Below are 16,157 nucleotides of genomic sequence, written 5' to 3'. Positions count from 1 at the left end.
CGGACAACTCAGAAGGTGGACGGCCGCGCGCGGTGGAAATCCGTGGCGGACTGGAAGGCCACGCCGGCGCGCAGCAGGCGCGCCTCGTGGAAGGCGGGCGCCACGAGCTGCAGCGACACCGGCAGACCCTCGGGCGAGAGGCCGCAGGGCAGCGCGATGGCGCTCAGGCCGTGGTAGCCGACGAAGCGGGTGAGCCGGCTGGGCGCGAGATCGGCCTCGTCGATCGTGGCCAGCGGCCGCGCGGTGACGGGCAGCGTGGGCAGCACCAGCAGGTCGGTGTGTTCGAACACGCGGGCGAAGTCGCGCACGCGGCGCTGGCGCTCGCGCAGCGCGGCGGCGTAGCGCGGCGCGGCGATGGCGCCGCCGCTCAGCAGCCGCGCGCGCGCGGCGGCGTCGCCCGGCGGCGGCGAGCCGGCCAGCAGGTGGCCGTGCTCGGCGTAGGCCTCGCTGGAGATGATCACGCCGGTTTCGGCCTGGTCGGCGACGAAGTCGATGCGGGCGAAGGCCTCGTCGCGGCGCAGGCAGCCCAGCGAGAGCAGCACGCGAACCGCCTCGTCCACCGCCTGGGCGATGGCGGGCTCGACGGCACCCAGGACGCCGGCCGGCGCGACGCTGATGCGCAGGCCGGCGATGGGCTCGCGCAGGCGCGAGAGAAAGTCCTCGGGCGCGTGCGCGAGCGTGGCGGGGTCGCGCGGGTCGGGTCCGTGCATGGCCTGCAGCAGCAGGGCCGCGTCCTCGGCCGTCCAGGCCATGGGGCCCACGGTGTCCAGCGTGTGGCTCACCAGGTCGACGCCGAAGTTGCTCACGCGGCCCTGCGTGGTCTTCAGGCCCGTGAGGCCGCAGAAGGCCGAGGGAATGCGAACCGATCCCCCCGTGTCGGTGCCGATCGCGCCGGCCGCGAGGCCGGCCGACACCGCCACGCCCGAGCCGCTGCTGGAGCCGCCGACGCAGCGCTCGACCGCGCCGTCCCAGGGGTTCACCGGCGAGCGCAGGCCCTGGTTGGTGCCCCAGCCGCCGTAGGCGAACTCCACCAGGTTGGCCTTGCCCAGCACCACCGCGCCCGCGCCCATGAGGCGCGCGGCCACGGTGGACGTGAACCCGCTCGGCGCGCGGTCCGCGAACACGGTGGAGCCGGCCGTGGTGCGCCGGCCCTCGATGTGCAGCAGGTCCTTGAGCGCCAGCGGCACGCCTTCCAGCAGCCCCACGGGCAGGCCGCTGGCCAGGCGCTGCTCGCTGGCCCGCGCCTGCGCCAGCGCGCCCTCGGCGTAGACCTCCAGGTAGGCGTGCAGGTGGCCGTTGCGCGCGGCGATGCGCTCCAGGTAGGCGCGCGTCACCTCCACCGGCGACAGCGCGCGGCGCTGGTAGGCCTCGCGCAGCTCGGTCGCGCCCAGGCGCAGGGGATCGTCCATCACAGCACCCCGGTCACGATCTGCGGGAAGGCGATCATCAGGCCGATCAGCCCCAGCTCCATGAGGATGAAGGGGATCACGCCACGGAAGATCTCGCCCAGCTTGAGGCCCGGCACCGAGCCCTGCACCACGAACACGTTGATGCCCACCGGCGGCGTCACCGCGCCCACCTCCACCAGCTTGGTCACGAAGATGCCGAACAGCACCGGGTGGATGCCGGCCGCCTCGATGATGGGAAACACCACGGGCATGGTGATGAAGATCATCGAGATGCCGTCGATCAGGCAACCCAGGATCAGGTAGGGAACGATCAGCAGCAGGAGCAGCACCGCCGGCGACAGGTTCAGACCCGTCACCGCCTCGGCCAGCACCGTGGGCAGCTGCGTGGTGCCCAGGGCCACGCTGAACACGGCCGAGGCGATCATCAGCAGGAAGATGGACGCGGTGCTGGAGCCGGTCTCCACCAGGCCCTTCCAGATCGTCCCCTTCTGCCCCTTGCGCAACAGCGCGAAGACCAGCGCCAGCGCGGCGCCGATGCCGGCCGCCTCGGTGGCCGTGGCCACGCCGGTGTAGATGCAGCCGATCACCACCAGGAACAGCACCACCACCTCCCACGCGGCCGCCGTGGCCTTGGCGCGCTCGCCCCAGCTGGCCTTGGGGATGCGCGTGCGCTTCACCAGCTCCGGGTCGCGCCGCACCATGAAGTAGATGCCGAAGGCGTAGACGATGGCGGTGAGGATGCCGGGGATCAGCGCGCCGATGAACAGGTCGCTCACCGAGACGTTGGTCGCGATCGAGTAGATCACCAGGATGCCGCTGGGCGGGATCAGGATGCCCAGCGCGCCCGCGATGGCCACGGGGCCCGCGGCCAGGCGCTGGTTGTAGCCGGCGCGCAGCATCTCGGGCACGGTCACCTTGGAAATGGTCGCGGCCGTGGCCACGCTGGAGCCGCACACGGTGGCGAAGCCCGCGCAGGCGAACACGGTGGCGATGGGCAGGCCGCCCGCGATGTGGCCGACCCAGGCCTTGGCGGCCTTGTACGCCTTCTCCGAGAGCCCGGCGGAGAACGCGAAGTGCCCCATCAGGATGAACAGCGGAATGACGATCAGCGCCAGGTTGGCCACGCTGGTGTAGGGCAGGCTTTCCAGCAGGAACTCGGTGCCGCGCACGCCGCGGATGGCGAACAGGCCGGAGGCACCCACGGCCAGCAGGCTCAAGGCCACGGGGATGCCCAGGGCCAGCAGAACGATCACGCCGGCCACCATCAGGTAGCCGATTTCCAATGGGGTCATGGTGCTTCGCCTGCGTGGTCGGGCGCGCCTTCGTGGCCGCCGTCGGGGAGGTATTGCGGGGTGGTCAGGGCATCGACCAGGTCCATGAGGAACTGCACGGTGAGCAGCAGCAGGCCCAGCGCCACCACGATCTTGGCGGGCCAGATCGGGTACTCGATCACCGCGTAGGACTGCTCCAGGCTCAGGGTGGAGTCGATCGCGCCCTTGCTGGCGTACCAGGTGAACACGCCGCACACCAGGGCCGAGATGCCGAAGCGCAGCACCCAGACCCAGCGCTGCGCGTCGCGGCCGATCAGGGTGTCGAGCACGCCGACGTGGAAGTGCTCCTTGCGCACCTGGGCCGAGCCCAGCGCGAGGTAGACGATGAGCACCAGCAGGAAGATGCCCGTCTCGGCCATGCCGTAGACGGCCTCGCCCAGGAAGCTGCGCGAGAACAGGTCGGGCACCACGGTGAGCATCAGCAGCGCGGTGCCCGCGCCGGCGATGACGCCCAGCGCCAGACTGAGGCGCCGGATCGCGCCTGACAGAGTTGAGAACACGGCTGGGTCTCCCGGCCCCCGCGCCGCTGGGCGCGCGAGGGCCACCAAGGGATGGGACTTACTTCTTGCTCAGGCGGTCGAAGCCGGTCACGTAGGGGTGCTGCGCTTCGTACTTGCGGGTCAGCGCGGTGAACTTGTCGACCAGCTGCTGCGGCTCCTTGTAGTAGCGGCGCGCCATGTCGGCCCACTTCTTCTGCACCTCGGGGCGCGCCACGTCCTGCCAGCGCTTGACCTCGGCCTCGTCCATGGGCACGTAGGTCATCTTGGTGGCGGCGCGCGCCTGCTCCACGGCCTTGTTCATCTCGCCTTCGTAGGCGGCGAAGTACTTGCCCGGCACCTCGGCCGCCACCTCTTCCATCACCTTCTGCGTGGCCGCGTCCAGCGATTTCCAGGTATCCAGGTTGATGGACCAGGTGACCGGCGTGTACACGCCCATGCGGCCGGCGTTGGACGCGTAGGGCGCCATGTCGTAGACCTTGGTGATGACGGCCTGGTTGAAGGGCGTGCCGCTCACGCCTTCGGCGCCGCCGCGTTGCACCAGCTCCAGCGCTTCCACCCAGGGGATGCTGATGGGCGTGCCGCCCAGGGCCTTGATGCCGTCGGCCACGCCGATGATGGCGCGGATGCGCGAGCCCTTGAGGTCGGCCGCGGTGCGGATGGGCTTGTTGGTCCACAGCGAGTTCTCGCCGGACGCCAGGGCCCACAGCAGCTTCTGGTTGTTGCGCTGGTACTCCTGCTGCAGCTCGGGCGTGGTGTCCATCAGCTCCTTGAAGGCGTAGGTCACCGCGATCGGGTTTTCCGAGATGAAGGGCATGACCACGCCGGTGAGCGGGAACTCGCGCGGGTTGAAGGCGGCGGGCACGGCGGCGCCGACGTCGGCCGCGCCCTTGGCCAGGCCGGTGCTCATCTCGGCCGTCTTGAGCAGGGTGCCGCCGTAGTAGGGCTGGAAAGTGACCTTGCCCTGGGTGCGCTTGGTGACCTCGTCCATGAAGTACTTCGCCGACATCTCATAGAACTCGCTGGAGCCGTAGAAGGTGGCGTAGGTGAGCTTGCGCGGCTGCTGGGCGGCGGCGCCGAGGGCGGTGAGGGCGCAGGCGGCGATCAGCGCGCCCTTGAAGAATCGTCCGAAGGTGTTCATGCAGGTCTTCTTCCAGGTCAGGGTTGCGGGAGGGGTGGGGAAAACGGGAGCGATCGGTCGAACCGGTCAATCGAACAGGTCGGGCTCGGCGCGCGCGACGGCGTCGTAGATCGGCTGGAAATGCAGCCAGGCCGCCAGCGGCGTGGCCAGGTGCTTGGCCGAGTGCGCGGCGGCTTCGGGCGAGATGAGCTTGAGCGGGTGGCCCGTGGCCTCGGCCTTGAGCTGGATCTCGCAGGCGCGCTCCATGGCGATGAACCACCAGGCGGCCTCGTCCACGCTCTCGCGGCCCACGGTGAACAGGCCGTGGTTCTGGTGGATGACGGCCTTGTTGTCGCCGAAGGCGGCGGCCACGGCCTGCCCGGCCTCGCGCTCCACCACCACGGCGCCGGCCTGTTCGGTGATGACCGCGTGGTCGTTGTAGAAGCCGGCGGCCGTCTGCGTAATGGGGTCCAGCGGGCGGCCCAGCGCGGCCCAGGCCATGCCGTTGGCGGTGTGCATGTGGCACGAGGCCAGCACGTGCGGGTGCTGCCGGTGGATGGCCGAGTGCAGCACGAAGCCGGCCTGGTTCACCGCCCAGCTGCCTTCGAGCACCGTGCCGTCGTGGTCGACCAGCAGCAGATCGGACACGCGCACGCGGCCGAAGTCCATGGCGAAGGGGTTGGTCCAGAAGCGGTCGGGAAACTCCGGGTCGCGCACCGTCACGTGGCCGGCGAAGCCGTATTCGTAGCGGTAGCGCGCGAACACGCGGCACACGGCGGCCAGGCGCTGCTTGCGGTGCAGGCGCTCCTCTTCCAGGGTCTGGAAGACCGGCGGGCGCGGAAAGTACAGGCCCTGCTGGGACGGTTGGTAGACGGACGCCTTGTCGGCGGCGGGCGGGGAAGTCGTGTCCATGCGAGGGGCCTTGCGAAGAGGGGGCGGCGTCAGCCGCGCGCGATCGGGAACGAGCGCGCGCCGATGCGCAGCCAGTCGTTGACGTGGAAGTAGAGGAAGCGCGCGCCGCGCGCCATCCATTGCTCGGCGTCGCCCGGCTTGACCATGGTCCCGACGGCGCGGCCGGCCGCGCGGCTGCGCCGCAGGATGTCGTCGACGGCGGCCTGCACGGGCGCCGCGGCGTAATCGCCCCGGTGACCCATGCTGCGGGAGAGGTCCACCGGGCCGATGAAGTGCGCGTCGATGCCGTCGACGGCGAGGAAGTCGTCCAGGTTGGCGTGCGCGGCGGCGCTTTCGATCTGCACCACGAACAGCTTGTCGTCGGCGTCGTGCGGGTGGCAGTAGCGCAGCACCTCGAGCGCGGCGCGCGCCTGCTCGGCGGTGTCCAGGCGCGGCACGATGAGGCCGTCGATGCCGCGCAGCAGCATGCGCTCGATGACCCAGGGCTCGGGCGAGAACAGGCGCACCAGCACGCACAGGCCGCTCAGGCGCGCGGCGCGCGCCATGTCCTCGATGCGCTCGAAGTCGGGGCTGCCCTGCTCGGCGTCCAGCATCACGGCGTCCACGCCCAGCTCGGGCCGGGCCAGAAACTCCACCAGGCCGGCGTTGGCGTAGTCGGCGTTGATCACGGCCACCGGCCGGTCCTCGCGCAGGGCCTGCTTGAACCGCTGCGCCGCCGTCATGGGCGCGCCTCCGGCGCGGGCGCCACGCCCAGGGCCTGCTCGAGCGCGCGCGCCTCGCGCATCAGCAGCGCCACCACGGAGGCGCGCCGCTCGGGCCGCATGCGGCTGGTGATGGTGGCGATGGACAGCGCCGCCGCCGGACGGCCGGCCACGTCGCGCACGGTGACGCCGATGGCGGCCATCTCGGGCAGCATCTTGCCGTCGTTGAGCGAGTGGCCCTGCTCGCGCGTCTGGCGCACCATGGCGCGCAGGTTGGCCGGGTCGAAGTTGGCGTGCGGCGCGAGCTTTTCGCGGTTGCGCGCGATCACCTGCTCGACCTCATCGTCGGGCAGCGCGGCCAGCAGCGCCAGGCTGCCGGCGCCCAGGCCCAGCGGGCGGTAGTCGCCCACCTCCAGCGTGAGCGTGCGGATCGGGAAAGAGCCGGTCTGGCGCGCCACGCACAGCGCGCTGTCGCCGGCGCGCAGCGAGAGGTAGACCGTGTCGCCGGTCTCCTCGGCCAGCAGGGCCATGCCGGGCTGGGCCAGCTGCACCAGGTCGAAGCGCGCGGCCGAGGCCAGGCCCATCCGGTAGAGCTTGAGGCCGGGGAAAAACAGGCGCGTCTTCTCGTCGTAGTCCACCAGGCCCAGCTTGCGCAGGCCGTTGAGCAGGCGGTGCGCCGTGGGCTTGGACAGGCGCGCCTGTTCGGCCAGCGCGCCCAGCGCGGCGCCAGACGCGGCGTGGTTCACCACCTCTTCCAGCAGGCCAATGGCCCGGTCCAGGCTTTGCGTGAGCGAGGCCTGGGGGCTGGCGGTGTCGTGGTCGGATTCGGCGACTGCGGGCATTGGGACGTCCTTTCGTCTCATTAAATGAAACGAAAGCTTATTCGATTTCAGGCGGCGGACTATGCATACCATTTAACGGTATGTCAACACCATTAAATGAGATAGAGTGAACAGCGGTTCCCCACCCGACGTCCACCCAAGAGGAGCGCCCGTGTCCGATCCCGAGACCCCCCTTTTCCCGTCCAGCCTGGGCAGCGCCGTGCAGGAAACGCGCCACGCGCTGGACCGCATCGAGCGGCTGAACCCCTCGATCAACGCCATGATCTGCACCACCGCCGAGCCCGCGCTGCGCACGGCCGAGGCGCTGGACCGCGCGGCCGCCGCCGGCGAATGGCGTGGCCTGCTGCACGGCATGACCGTCAGCGTGAAAGACAACGTGGACGTGGCCGGCGTGCCCACCACCGCGGCCTCGGTCATCCTGAAAGACAACGTCGCGCGCACCCACGCTTTCGTGGTGGACCGCCTGGTGCGCAACGGCGCGGTGATCGTGGGCAAGGCCAACCTGCACGAATGGGTGTTCGGCCCGACCAGCCAGAGCCTGCATTTCGGCCCGGTGCGCAACCCCTGGAACACCGGCCACATCGCCGGCGGCTCCAGCGGCGGCTCCGGCGCTTCGGTGGCGGCCGGCATGTGCGTGGCCTCCATCGGCAGCGACACGGCCGGCTCCATCCGCCTGCCCGCCTCGTTCAACGGCGTGGCCGGCCTGCGGCCCACGGTGGGGCGCATCTCCACCACCGGCTCGCTGCCCGTGAGCCCGACCTTCGACACCCTGGGCCCGCTGGCGCGCCGCGTGAGCGACGTGGCGCGGGTGTTCGCCGCCATCGCCGGCCACGACCCGCGCGACCCGATGTCGGCCGACGTGCCGGTGCCGAACTTCCTGGCCCAGCTCAACGAGCCGGTGCGCGGCCTGCGCCTGGGCATCCAGCGGCGCTGGTTCTACGAGGACCTGGACCCCGACATCGCCGCCGCCATGGAGCGCGCCCTGGACGTGTTCCGCTCGCTCGGGGTGGAGCTGGTGGACATCGACCTCGGCGACGTGCAGAACGCGCAGCAGATGCTCAGCTTCACCATGATTCCCGCCGACGCCATGCGCCTGCACCGCGAGCGCATCGCCGAGCGCGCGGCCGACTACGGCGCCGACGTGCTCATGCGCATGCGCCTGGGCGAGAACGTCAGCGGCGAGCAGTACGCGCAGGCCATGCGCTGGATGGAAGGCTGGCGCCACCGCCTGCGCGGTGTGTTCCAGCACGTGGACGCGATCCTCTCGCCCACCACGCCGGCCACCGCGCCCGCCGCGCAGGGCCTGGATTTCGCGCAGGCGATCCGGCGCATCCCGCGCTTCAGCTGCGCCTGGCCCATCGCCGGCATCCCCAGCCTGGCCGTGCCCTGCGGACTGAGCAGCGACGGCTTGCCCATGTCGCTGGAGCTGGCCGCCGGCTGGTACAACGAGCCCACCGCGCTCCGCCTGGGGCACGCCTACCAGTCCCTCACCGACCACCACCTGCGCGCCGCGCCCGTCCTGCATGCTTGACGTCCGCTTCGACCCCACCCACAGCGGCCCGCTGCGCGGCCTGCGCGTGCTCGACCTCTCGCGCCTGGTCGCGGGCAACATGCTGTCGCTGCAGCTGGCCGACTTCGGCGCCGAGGTCATCAAGGTGGAAGACCCGGACGGCGGCGACACCCTGCGCCAGTGGCGCGAGCGCGGGCCGAACCACCCCGAGGGCGTGCCGGTCTGGTGGAAGGTCTACGCGCGCAACAAGAAGAGCCTGGCCATCGACCTGCGCAGCGAGCCCGGGCGCGCGGCGCTGCGCACGCTGGCCGCCGGCGCCCAGGTGCTGATCGAGAGCTTCCGGCCCGGCACGCTGGAGAAGATGGGCCTCGCGCCCGAGGCGCTGCTGGCGCTCAACCCGAAGCTGGTCATCGTGCGCCTCACCGGCTGGGGCCAGACCGGCCCTTACCACCAGCAGCCCGGCTTCGGCAGCCTGGTGGAGGCCATGTCCGGCTTCGCGGCCAAGAACGGCGCGCCCGAGGCGCCGCCCATGCTGCCCAACATGGCCCTGGCCGACATGGTGGCCGGCCTGTACGGCGCCTTCGCCGTGGCCGCCGCCGTGCGCGAAGTCGAAACGAACGGTGGCGCCGGCCAGGTCATCGACCTGTCGCTGCTGGAGCCGCTGCTGTCCATCATGGGCCCCGACGCCGCCGCCCACCACGTCAGCGGCCAGGTGCCCGCGCGCACCGGCAACCGCACCTCCATCACCGCGCCGCGCAACATCTACCGCACCAAGGGCGGCGACTGGGTGGCCCTGTCCGCCTCCACCCAGGGCATGACCGAGCGCCTGCTGCGCGCCATCGGCCGCGCCGAGCTGATCGACGATCCGCGCTTTCGGACCAACGCCGACCGGCTGGCCCACGTGGACGCGCTGGACGCCGTGGTTGGCGGCTTCATCGGCGAGCGCACGCTGGAGGAGAACCTCGCCTTCTTCCGCGAGCGCGAGGTCACCGTGGGCCCGGTCTATCACATCGGCCAGATCGTGGCCGACCCGCACGTGGTGGCGCGCGGCATCGTGGTGCGCGCGCCCGACGCCGACACCGGCGCGCTGCCCATGCACGCCGTCGTGCCGCGCCTGTCGCGCACGCCCGGCGGGCTGGCACGGCCCGCGCCACGCCTGGGCGAACACACGCTGGAGCTGCTGCGCGGCGCCGGCCTGAGCGAAGCGGCCATCCAGGCACTCATCGACCAGAAACTCATCGCCCCATGAACCTCGAACAAGCCCACGCGCTGCGCTCGCAGCTCTTCGTGCCCGCCCTGTCGGAGCGCTTCGTCGACAAGGCGCACCAGCGCGGCGCCGACGCCATCATCGTGGACCTGGAGGACGCCATCGCGCCCGAGGCCAAGGCCGAGGCGCGCCGTGCGCTGCCCGGCGTGGTGCGGCGCATCGCCGCGCACGGCGTGCCGGTGTTCGTGCGGGTCAACAACGACCCCGCCCTGTTGAACGACGACCTCGAGGCCGCGCTGGCCACGCCACTGGCCGGCGTCTTCCTGCCCAAGGCCGAGGACCCGGCGCAGGTGCGCGCCGTGGCCGCGCGCCTGCGCCCGGCCGGTGCGGGCCTGGTGCTGCTGCTGGAGACACCGCCGGCGGTGCTGCGCGCGGCCGAGCTCGCGGCCTGTTGCCCGGACGAGGTGATCGGCGTGGTCTTCGGCAGCGAGGACTACGCCAACGCCCTGGGCGTGGTGCCGACCATGGAGTCCATGCAATACGCCGCGCACGCCGTGGCGCTGGCCGCGCGCGCCCACGGCCGCGCGGCCTGGGGCGTGGTCGGCAGCCTGGCCGAGTTCGGCGACCTGGCGCTGCTGGGCCGCATGGCGCGCGCGGCGCGGCACGCGGGCTTCACCGGCGCGCTGGCCATCCACCCGACGCAGGTGCCCGTGTTCAACGAGGCTTTCGGTGCCAACGAACAGGAGCTCCAGGACGCGGCGGCCATCGTGGCCGCCTTCGAGCGCGCCCTGGCCGAGGGCCGCGGCGCCGTGCAGCACCAGGGCCGCATGCTGGACAAGCCCATCGTGGAACGGGCGCGGCGGCTGATGGCGCGGGCGGGCCGCTGAATCCGCTTCGTGCGCGGCGACGCTCGTCGGCCAGTTCCACCACCACGGGCTGCTCGATGAGCTCATCGTGGCCTTCGGCTCCGGCTTCGCGCCGCTGCGCTACGAAGCGGTCCAGGTTGGACATCCACCGCGCCCCGGGCGTCCGTCACATCCGGTCACATCTCGGGCCTGCGCTATTCTGCTGTTCGGCACCAATGCCGTCGGATGGGACGATGACCACATTTGCTTCCTCGCTGAAGAAGGAAATCGCGCGGGTCGCGCGCAAGGAGTTGCGCGAGGAGCTGGACGCCCTGCGCAAGGCCAGCGCCAGCCACCGCAGCGAGATCGCCGCGCTCAAGCGCCAGGTGCGCGAACTGCAGGTGGCGCTGCGCCAGACCAGCCGCCGCGCCGACAAGGCCCTGCACACCGTGGCGCCCGACGCGCCGGCCGAGGCGCCCCAGCGCGGGCGCCGGGCGGTGTTCAGCGCCGAGCGCCTGAAGGCCCAGCGCGAGCGCCTGGGCCTCACGCAAAAGGAAATGGCCGCCTACCTCGGCACCTCCACGCTGTCGGTGTGGAAGTGGGAAACCGGCCAGGTGACGCCGCGCGCGCGCTTCCTGCCGGCCATCCTGGCGCTGCGCAGCCAGGGCAAGCGTGAGGTGCTCAGGCAGCTGGCCTCATCGGGCGGCGGCGCGGCCGGCTGAGCCCGCGCCGCTGGCGCGGGCCGCCACTCAGGAAGCCTCGGTGCGCGACGACACCGGGAAGAACGGGTTGAAACCGTTCGCCAGCCCCGAGAACCCGTCCACGGCCGAACCCACGCGCGCCAGGGCACCGTTGTCGGCCAGGTGGGTGTAGCAGGCCATCCATTCGCGCTGCATGTCCGCGGCCACGGCGCCCAGCTGCTGCCAGTACTGCGTGGCGCTCTCGAGATCGAAGCGCATCAGGTCGGCCTGGATCTGCATGAGCTGCGCGGGCTCGCTGGCCTCCTTGAGCTTTTCCGCCGCGCGCGAGTAGTGCTGCAGCGCCTGGTGCGCCGCTTTCTCCTGAATCTTTCGCATCGCCTCGAAGCCGCGGAACATCGCGCAGGCGCTTTCGGTCGCCAGGCTCAATTGCTGGCGCGGCAGGTCGCTCGCGGCGTTCCAGGCCGCTTCGGGCGTGGCCGCGACCGGCGCGGCGCTGGGGGAGGTGTGGCGTTTGGTGGCCATGGTCGGCTCCTGATCGTTAAAGGGGGGCGCACACGGCTGGCCGCCGGGCGCGCGGGGCGTGCCTCAGGCGGCGACCTCGAGGTGATCGACCACGCGCGACACGCCGCGGGCGGCGTAGGCGGTGCCGACCGCGGCCTGCCGGTCGGCCAGCGACTCCACCGTGCCGCTGAGGGTGACCACGCCGCCCTCCACGTCCACCGCGATGCGCTGGGCTTCGCGCCGGGCGTGCCGCTCCAGGGCCGAGGCAATGCCGCGCGAAATCTCGCCGGCGTTGGCGCGCGCCTTGATCGATATCTCGTTCGTCACGCCGCGCACGCCCACGAGCGGGCGCACCGATTGTTCGGCGCTCGCGCGCTGGTAGGCCCAGTCGACTTCACCCGAGAGGCGGAGCCAGCCTTCCTCGACCTCGACCTTGACCTTGTCGTCGGGCACCAGCGAATGCCAGCGCAAGGCATGCGCCGCGGCCTGCGCGATGTCGCTGTCGGTGCGCGCGTGCCCCGGGGACAGGCGCACCTCCAGGTCGAGCGCGATGCCACGCGCGCCGGCCACGCGGCGCACCGCGCGCTCCACCGCGTGCTTTTGCGCGTAGCTGTCCAACGTGCCGTTGAGCGTGACGATGCCCGCGCGCACGGCCACGCCGATCTGGGTGGTGTTGATGGCGGGGTCCCAGGCGAGTTCCGCCGCCACGTCCTGCTTCAGTTGCTCGTCCGTCTTCATGAAAACAACTCCTCGTGTCGAAGGGGGCCGTCGGCCCCGGGGGCTTCGACGGGAGGCCCCAGTCTGGGCCGCGCGCGCGGCCCCTGCATTGACGCGGCGCAAGTTGCGTCTCGCGCCGCGGCCTCGCGCAGATAGACGGCCAGCTCGGCCGCCCAGCGCGCCGCGTTGGGTGCGTGGCCCAGGCAGGCCTGCACGGTGGTGGTGGTGGCGGCCAGCACCTGCGCGTGCTCGGCCCGCCGGTTCAGCTCCTGGCACAGCATCGACCAGGGCACCGGGCTCAGCAGCGTGCCCGACCACAGCTGCACGCGCTCGCGCCGCCAGGTCTGCGACACGCCGGTGAGCTTGTGTCCGTCCACCAGCACCTCGCCGGGCGAGCGCCCCGCGAAGCAGGCCCAGTGCGGCACCACCGGCCCCTCGTGGCAGATGGCGTCGATGCCGTGGCCGCGCAGCCAGTCGCGGTGCAGCGCGCCAAACCACAGCGCGGCGGCCCCGGGGCCTTGCTGCAGCCGCGGGTGCGCCGCCGGCAACAGCAGCACGGCGCGCAGCAGCCAGGGCCCCAGCAGCACCGCGCCGCCACCGCTGGCGCGCAGACGGCAGGGCGACAAGGCCTCGGCGGTGTCGCCGCGCTGCGAGCGCCCCAGCGAGAGGCCCGCGTGCGAGGACACCCCGGCCAGCGCCATCGGCATCTGCATGGCTCACCCCCGCGCGAGCCAGCCGATCGCCTGGTCGCGCGCGAAGCTCGCGCCGGCCGGCACCAGGATGCGCTCGAGCACGCCGTCCGCCGGCGCGACGATGTCCAGCGTGCTCTTGACGAGCACCGCGCGCGCCACGGCCTGGCCGGCGCTCACCCGCGCGCCCTCGGCCACCAGCCAGCGGTCCAGCAGGGCCTGGACCCCTTCGTCCACGCCGCTCCAGTGGTCGGCCGGCAGGCCCAGCTCCACACGGCCCCGGGCGATCGTGGTCATGCCGCCGCCTTCAGCTTGGCATCGACCAGCTCGCAGCAGGCCTCGACGATGCGCGTCACCGAGGGGATCACCGCCTGCTCCAGCGGCCGGCTGTAGGGAATGGGCACATCGGGCACCGCCAGCCGGCGCACCGGCGCGGCGAGCGCGATGCGGTCCATGTTCTCGGCCACCACCGCCGCGATCTCGCCCGACAGACCGAAGCTGAGGTAGTCCTCGTCCACGATCAGCAGCCGCCCGGTCTTGCCGACGGATTGCAGCACGGTCTCGGTGTCCAGCGGCACCAGCGTGCGCAGGTCGATCACCTCGGCCTCGATGCCCTGCGTGTGCAGCGTGCGCGCGGCCAGCAGGGCCTTGTGCACCATCTGGCTCAGCGTCACGATCGTCACGTGCCGGCCCTCGCGCACCACCGCCGCCTGGCCGAAAGGCAGGGTGTAGGCCTCCTCGGGCACGGCGTTGCTGGCGCCTTCGTAGAACTGCATCCACGGCAGACCCATGATGCCCTTGTGGAAGAAGACCATCACCGGGTTGTCGTCGCGGATCGCCTGGGTCATCAGGCCCTTGGCGTCGTAGGCGTTGGACGGGACCACCACCTTGAGGCCGGGCATGTGCGCGAAGGTGGCGTAGAGGCACTGCGAGTGCTGGGCCGCGTCGCCGTAGCCGCCGCCGATGGCCGTCATCAGCACCACCGGCAGCTTCACCTGCCCGCCCGACATGTAGCGGTTCTTGGCCAGGTGGTTGTAGATCTGGTCCATGCAGACGCCGAAGAAGTCCACGAACATCAGCTCGGCGATCGGCCGCAGGCCCGCGGCGGCGGCGCCGGTGGCCGCGCCGATGAAGGCGCTCTCCGAGATCGGCGTGTCGCGGACGCGCTCGGGACCGAAGCGGTCCAGCAGGCCGCCGGTGGCACTGAAGATGCCGCCGTAGCGGCCGATGTCTTCGCCCATCGCGAAGACGCGCGGGTCGCGCGCCATCTCCTGGCCGATCGCCTCGGCGATGGCCTGGGCCATGGTGAGGGTGCGCGCTGCGCCGGCGGCAGCGCTCTCAGGGGTGCTCATGGTGGGGTCCTTCCTCGCCGCTCAGGCGAATACATGGTCCATGGCCTCCGACGCGGCCGGGTACAGGCTGCCCCGCGCGAATTCGAAGGCCGCCGCGACGCGCGCCTCGGCGCGCTGGTGGATGTTGTGGTCCAGGGTGTCGTCCAGCAGCTTGCGCCGCCGCAGCGAAGCGGCCAGGGCGGGAATCGGGTCGTGCTGGCGCAGCTCGCTCACCTCGGTCTTGGGCCGGTAGACCTCGGCATCGCCCTGGAAGTGGCCGAAGTAGCGGTCGGTCTTCACCTCGATGAGGGTGGCGCCGCCGCCGCTGCGCGCGCGCTCCACCGCCTGGGCGGCGGCCTCGTACACCGCGATGGCGTCGTTCTGCCCCACCGCGATGCCCGCGATGCCATACGCACTGGCGCGCTCGGCGTTGGACGCGATGGCCGTGGCCTTGTCCTTGGCCACCGAGATCGCCCAGCGGTTGTCCTCGCACACGAAGACCACCGGCAGGCGCCACAGCCCCGCGAGGTTCAGCGCCTCGTGGAAGGTGCCCTGGTTGGCCGCGCCTTCGCCGAAGAAGGCCACGGCGATCGCCTGGCTGGCGGTGAGCTTGGCCGCGAGCGCCGCCCCACAGGCCGGCGGCAGGCTGGCGCCCACGATGCCGCTGCAGCTGAAGCGGTGCGCCGGATCGAACAGGTGCATGTGGCCGCCCTTGCCGCGCCCCAGGCCGGTGACCTTGCCGAAGATCTCGGCCGTCATGCGGTCCAGCGGCACGCCCTTGGCGATGGCGAAGTGGTGCGGGCGGTGCGTGCCGACCACGGTGTCGGCCTCGCTCAGGTGGGCGCACACGCCCACGGCCACGGGCTCCTGCCCGGCGGCCAGGTGCATCTCGCCGGGCACGGGGCCCGACGCGATGTCGAAGGCCAGGCCTTGCTGGATGTGCGGCGGCAGCTTGCCCTCCAGGTACACCTGCGCCAGGGTTTCTTCGTAGCGCCGGATCACGAGCATGGTCTCGTACATCCAGAGCAGCTTGTCGGGGGACAGTTTGGTCACGGTGGTCTCCGGCTCGTTGAATGGGTTCGGCCAATCTAGGCCTGGCGACGAAAGGGAAGTTGACGTGGCGCAAGAAGGCCGCCGCCCTGCCCCGACCGCTGCGCGCGGGCGAACTTGATCCGCCGCAAACACGGCCGCCCGGGCCACGCGCACAGTGGCCTCGCCAACCGCGCCACTGGTGGCTGTCCTGGCTGTCGGGGGTGGTGAAGGGTGGCCGGCGCCCCCCGCCGGCCGCTGCGGCACGACCCGCGCTCGCCGCCCATGGACGCAGGCAGCGTTGGGCGCCCACCCCACCGGTGACCGCGGTTGGCCTCGCCGCCTTCTCGGCGAGAGCGCCCAAGGGCGCCCAGCCGATGCGGGGTCTACCCGAGTTCGGGTAGGAACTCGGCGTCCCAGGTCGAGGCCGGGCCCTCGCGGTCGCCGCGCGGGGCCCTGTCGGGCACCAGGGAACAGGCGGTGCACAGGTCGCCATCGGGCGACAGGGTGCGGCGCGTGATCGAAATCGGCTCGCCACAGCGGGCGCAACCCTCAGGCCCGGGGTCTTCCAGGCGGGCAATGGCGCTGTCGAGGCGGTCCACTTCCTCGACGATGTCGTCGGCCTGCCCGAGCGGCAGGCTCTCGCGGCAGAGGCGGGCGACGAGGCGTTGGCGACGCTGGTGCATGAGGGCGCGCAGGTCGGCGTTGGTGTCGCGGCGCGCTGGATCGATGGCGGACATGGGATCTCCTTGAATCGAATCGTTCCCTGGCGCCCACCAGGCAAGCGAGTCTGGCAGGCCCGGCGCGGGCGAGCT

18 protein-coding genes are annotated in these 16,157 nt (G+C 71.9%); 4 read left to right on the top strand and 14 right to left on the bottom strand.

Annotation, left to right across the window (positions count from 1 at the left end):
- Positions 1–8: 8 nt before the first annotated feature.
- The 7 genes from DY262_RS10265 to DY262_RS10235 all read right to left on the bottom strand — a co-directional run bounded on the left by DY262_RS10265 (position 9) and on the right by DY262_RS10235 (position 6,812).
- Positions 9–1,409 carry an amidase gene (locus DY262_RS10265; protein WP_116958776.1) on the bottom strand — a complete coding sequence of 467 codons (1,401 nt, stop codon included), beginning with the start codon at positions 1,407–1,409 and terminating at the stop codon, positions 9–11.
- Positions 1,409–2,701, bottom strand: a complete 1,293-nt coding sequence (locus DY262_RS10260) for a TRAP transporter large permease (protein WP_116958775.1) — start codon at positions 2,699–2,701, stop codon at positions 1,409–1,411. Before DY262_RS10260 ends, DY262_RS10265 begins: the two co-directional genes overlap by 1 nt.
- A complete protein-coding gene (locus tag DY262_RS10255; RefSeq protein WP_116958774.1) occupies positions 2,698–3,240 on the bottom strand; it encodes a TRAP transporter small permease subunit in 543 nt (180 codons plus the stop codon). Before DY262_RS10255 ends, DY262_RS10260 begins: the two co-directional genes overlap by 4 nt.
- 58 nt (positions 3,241–3,298) lie before the next feature.
- The gene (dctP, locus tag DY262_RS10250) at positions 3,299–4,378 is read right to left on the bottom strand and encodes a TRAP transporter substrate-binding protein DctP (RefSeq protein WP_116958773.1); all 1,080 of its coding nucleotides are present in this window, start codon (positions 4,376–4,378) and stop codon (positions 3,299–3,301) included.
- A gap of 66 nt (positions 4,379–4,444) precedes the next feature.
- Positions 4,445–5,269, bottom strand: a complete 825-nt coding sequence (locus tag DY262_RS10245) for a class II aldolase/adducin family protein (RefSeq protein WP_116958772.1) — start codon at positions 5,267–5,269, stop codon at positions 4,445–4,447.
- A gap of 29 nt (positions 5,270–5,298) precedes the next feature.
- Positions 5,299–5,991 (bottom strand): HpcH/HpaI aldolase family protein, encoded by a 693-nt coding sequence (locus DY262_RS10240; protein WP_116958771.1) that lies wholly within the window; start codon positions 5,989–5,991, stop codon positions 5,299–5,301.
- On the bottom strand, positions 5,988–6,812 hold the full coding sequence (locus tag DY262_RS10235) for an IclR family transcriptional regulator (RefSeq protein WP_181936467.1): 825 nt from the start codon (positions 6,810–6,812) through the stop codon (positions 5,988–5,990). The genes DY262_RS10240 and DY262_RS10235 overlap by 4 nt, the downstream gene beginning before the upstream one ends.
- Before the next feature lie 151 nt (positions 6,813–6,963).
- On the opposite strand from DY262_RS10235, the gene DY262_RS10230 reads away from it, so the two are divergent.
- The 4 genes from DY262_RS10230 (at position 6,964) to DY262_RS10215 (ending at position 11,096) form a co-directional block, all read left to right on the top strand.
- Complete coding sequence (locus DY262_RS10230; protein WP_181936466.1) at positions 6,964–8,343, top strand: amidase; 1,380 nt, start codon at positions 6,964–6,966, stop codon at positions 8,341–8,343.
- On the top strand, positions 8,336–9,571 hold the full coding sequence (locus DY262_RS10225; RefSeq protein ID WP_116958768.1) for a CaiB/BaiF CoA transferase family protein: 1,236 nt from the start codon (positions 8,336–8,338) through the stop codon (positions 9,569–9,571). Before DY262_RS10230 ends, DY262_RS10225 begins: the two co-directional genes overlap by 8 nt.
- On the top strand, positions 9,568–10,416 hold the full coding sequence (locus tag DY262_RS10220) for an HpcH/HpaI aldolase/citrate lyase family protein (RefSeq protein ID WP_116958767.1): 849 nt from the start codon (positions 9,568–9,570) through the stop codon (positions 10,414–10,416). Before DY262_RS10225 ends, DY262_RS10220 begins: the two co-directional genes overlap by 4 nt.
- 212 nt (positions 10,417–10,628) lie before the next feature.
- On the top strand, positions 10,629–11,096 hold the full coding sequence (locus tag DY262_RS10215) for a helix-turn-helix domain-containing protein (RefSeq protein WP_116958766.1): 468 nt from the start codon (positions 10,629–10,631) through the stop codon (positions 11,094–11,096).
- Positions 11,097–11,123: 27 nt separating this feature from the next.
- Here DY262_RS10215 and DY262_RS10210 read toward each other — a convergent pair whose 3' ends face one another.
- From DY262_RS10210 to DY262_RS10180, 7 genes are all read right to left on the bottom strand, one after another.
- A complete protein-coding gene (locus DY262_RS10210) occupies positions 11,124–11,597 on the bottom strand; it encodes a phasin family protein (protein WP_116958765.1) in 474 nt (157 codons plus the stop codon).
- A 63-nt stretch (positions 11,598–11,660) separates the two neighbouring features.
- Positions 11,661–12,314: a BON domain-containing protein gene (locus DY262_RS10205; protein ID WP_116958764.1), complete on the bottom strand. Its 654-nt coding sequence runs from the start codon at positions 12,312–12,314 to the stop codon at positions 11,661–11,663.
- Positions 12,311–13,006, bottom strand: a complete 696-nt coding sequence (locus DY262_RS10200; RefSeq protein ID WP_116958763.1) for a lipoate--protein ligase family protein — start codon at positions 13,004–13,006, stop codon at positions 12,311–12,313. Before DY262_RS10200 ends, DY262_RS10205 begins: the two co-directional genes overlap by 4 nt.
- A 3-nt stretch (positions 13,007–13,009) precedes the next feature.
- Positions 13,010–13,279 (bottom strand): lipoyl domain-containing protein, encoded by a 270-nt coding sequence (locus tag DY262_RS10195; RefSeq protein ID WP_116958762.1) that lies wholly within the window; start codon positions 13,277–13,279, stop codon positions 13,010–13,012.
- The gene (locus tag DY262_RS10190; RefSeq protein ID WP_116958761.1) at positions 13,276–14,334 is read right to left on the bottom strand and encodes an alpha-ketoacid dehydrogenase subunit beta; all 1,059 of its coding nucleotides are present in this window, start codon (positions 14,332–14,334) and stop codon (positions 13,276–13,278) included. Before DY262_RS10190 ends, DY262_RS10195 begins: the two co-directional genes overlap by 4 nt.
- 21 nt (positions 14,335–14,355) lie before the next feature.
- Positions 14,356–15,366 carry a thiamine pyrophosphate-dependent dehydrogenase E1 component subunit alpha gene (locus tag DY262_RS10185; protein ID WP_245980925.1) on the bottom strand — a complete coding sequence of 337 codons (1,011 nt, stop codon included), beginning with the start codon at positions 15,364–15,366 and terminating at the stop codon, positions 14,356–14,358.
- 362 nt (positions 15,367–15,728) lie between these two features.
- The gene (locus DY262_RS10180) at positions 15,729–16,082 is read right to left on the bottom strand and encodes a hypothetical protein (protein ID WP_116958760.1); all 354 of its coding nucleotides are present in this window, start codon (positions 16,080–16,082) and stop codon (positions 15,729–15,731) included.
- Positions 16,083–16,157: the final 75 nt, after the last annotated feature.

Origin of the sequence: Hydrogenophaga borbori (genome assembly GCF_003417535.1) — a bacterium.
GTDB classification, from domain to species: domain Bacteria; phylum Pseudomonadota; class Gammaproteobacteria; order Burkholderiales; family Burkholderiaceae_C; genus Hydrogenophaga; species Hydrogenophaga borbori.
The sequence above is the reverse complement of the archived record's forward strand: the minus strand, read 5'-3'. Positions and strand labels throughout refer to the sequence as shown.

What these genes read in the sequence shown, in the direction of transcription:
- DY262_RS10265 (WP_116958776.1), bottom strand. Translation starts at nt 1,409, where the DNA reads ATGGACGATCCCCTGCGCCTGGGCGCGACCGAGCTGCGCGAGGCCTAC.
- DY262_RS10260 (WP_116958775.1), bottom strand. Translation starts at nt 2,701, where the DNA reads ATGACCCCATTGGAAATCGGCTACCTGATGGTGGCCGGCGTGATCGTT.
- dctP (WP_116958773.1), bottom strand. Translation starts at nt 4,378, where the DNA reads ATGAACACCTTCGGACGATTCTTCAAGGGCGCGCTGATCGCCGCCTGC.
- DY262_RS10245 (WP_116958772.1), bottom strand. Translation starts at nt 5,269, where the DNA reads ATGGACACGACTTCCCCGCCCGCCGCCGACAAGGCGTCCGTCTACCAA.
- DY262_RS10240 (WP_116958771.1), bottom strand. Translation starts at nt 5,991, where the DNA reads ATGACGGCGGCGCAGCGGTTCAAGCAGGCCCTGCGCGAGGACCGGCCG.
- DY262_RS10235 (WP_181936467.1), bottom strand. Translation starts at nt 6,812, where the DNA reads ATGCCCGCAGTCGCCGAATCCGACCACGACACCGCCAGCCCCCAGGCC.
- DY262_RS10225 (WP_116958768.1), top strand. Translation starts at nt 8,336, where the DNA reads ATGCTTGACGTCCGCTTCGACCCCACCCACAGCGGCCCGCTGCGCGGC.
- DY262_RS10220 (WP_116958767.1), top strand. Translation starts at nt 9,568, where the DNA reads ATGAACCTCGAACAAGCCCACGCGCTGCGCTCGCAGCTCTTCGTGCCC.
- DY262_RS10215 (WP_116958766.1), top strand. Translation starts at nt 10,629, where the DNA reads ATGACCACATTTGCTTCCTCGCTGAAGAAGGAAATCGCGCGGGTCGCG.
- DY262_RS10210 (WP_116958765.1), bottom strand. Translation starts at nt 11,597, where the DNA reads ATGGCCACCAAACGCCACACCTCCCCCAGCGCCGCGCCGGTCGCGGCC.
- DY262_RS10205 (WP_116958764.1), bottom strand. Translation starts at nt 12,314, where the DNA reads ATGAAGACGGACGAGCAACTGAAGCAGGACGTGGCGGCGGAACTCGCC.
- DY262_RS10200 (WP_116958763.1), bottom strand. Translation starts at nt 13,006, where the DNA reads ATGCAGATGCCGATGGCGCTGGCCGGGGTGTCCTCGCACGCGGGCCTC.
- DY262_RS10195 (WP_116958762.1), bottom strand. Translation starts at nt 13,279, where the DNA reads ATGACCACGATCGCCCGGGGCCGTGTGGAGCTGGGCCTGCCGGCCGAC.
- DY262_RS10190 (WP_116958761.1), bottom strand. Translation starts at nt 14,334, where the DNA reads ATGAGCACCCCTGAGAGCGCTGCCGCCGGCGCAGCGCGCACCCTCACC.
- DY262_RS10180 (WP_116958760.1), bottom strand. Translation starts at nt 16,082, where the DNA reads ATGTCCGCCATCGATCCAGCGCGCCGCGACACCAACGCCGACCTGCGC.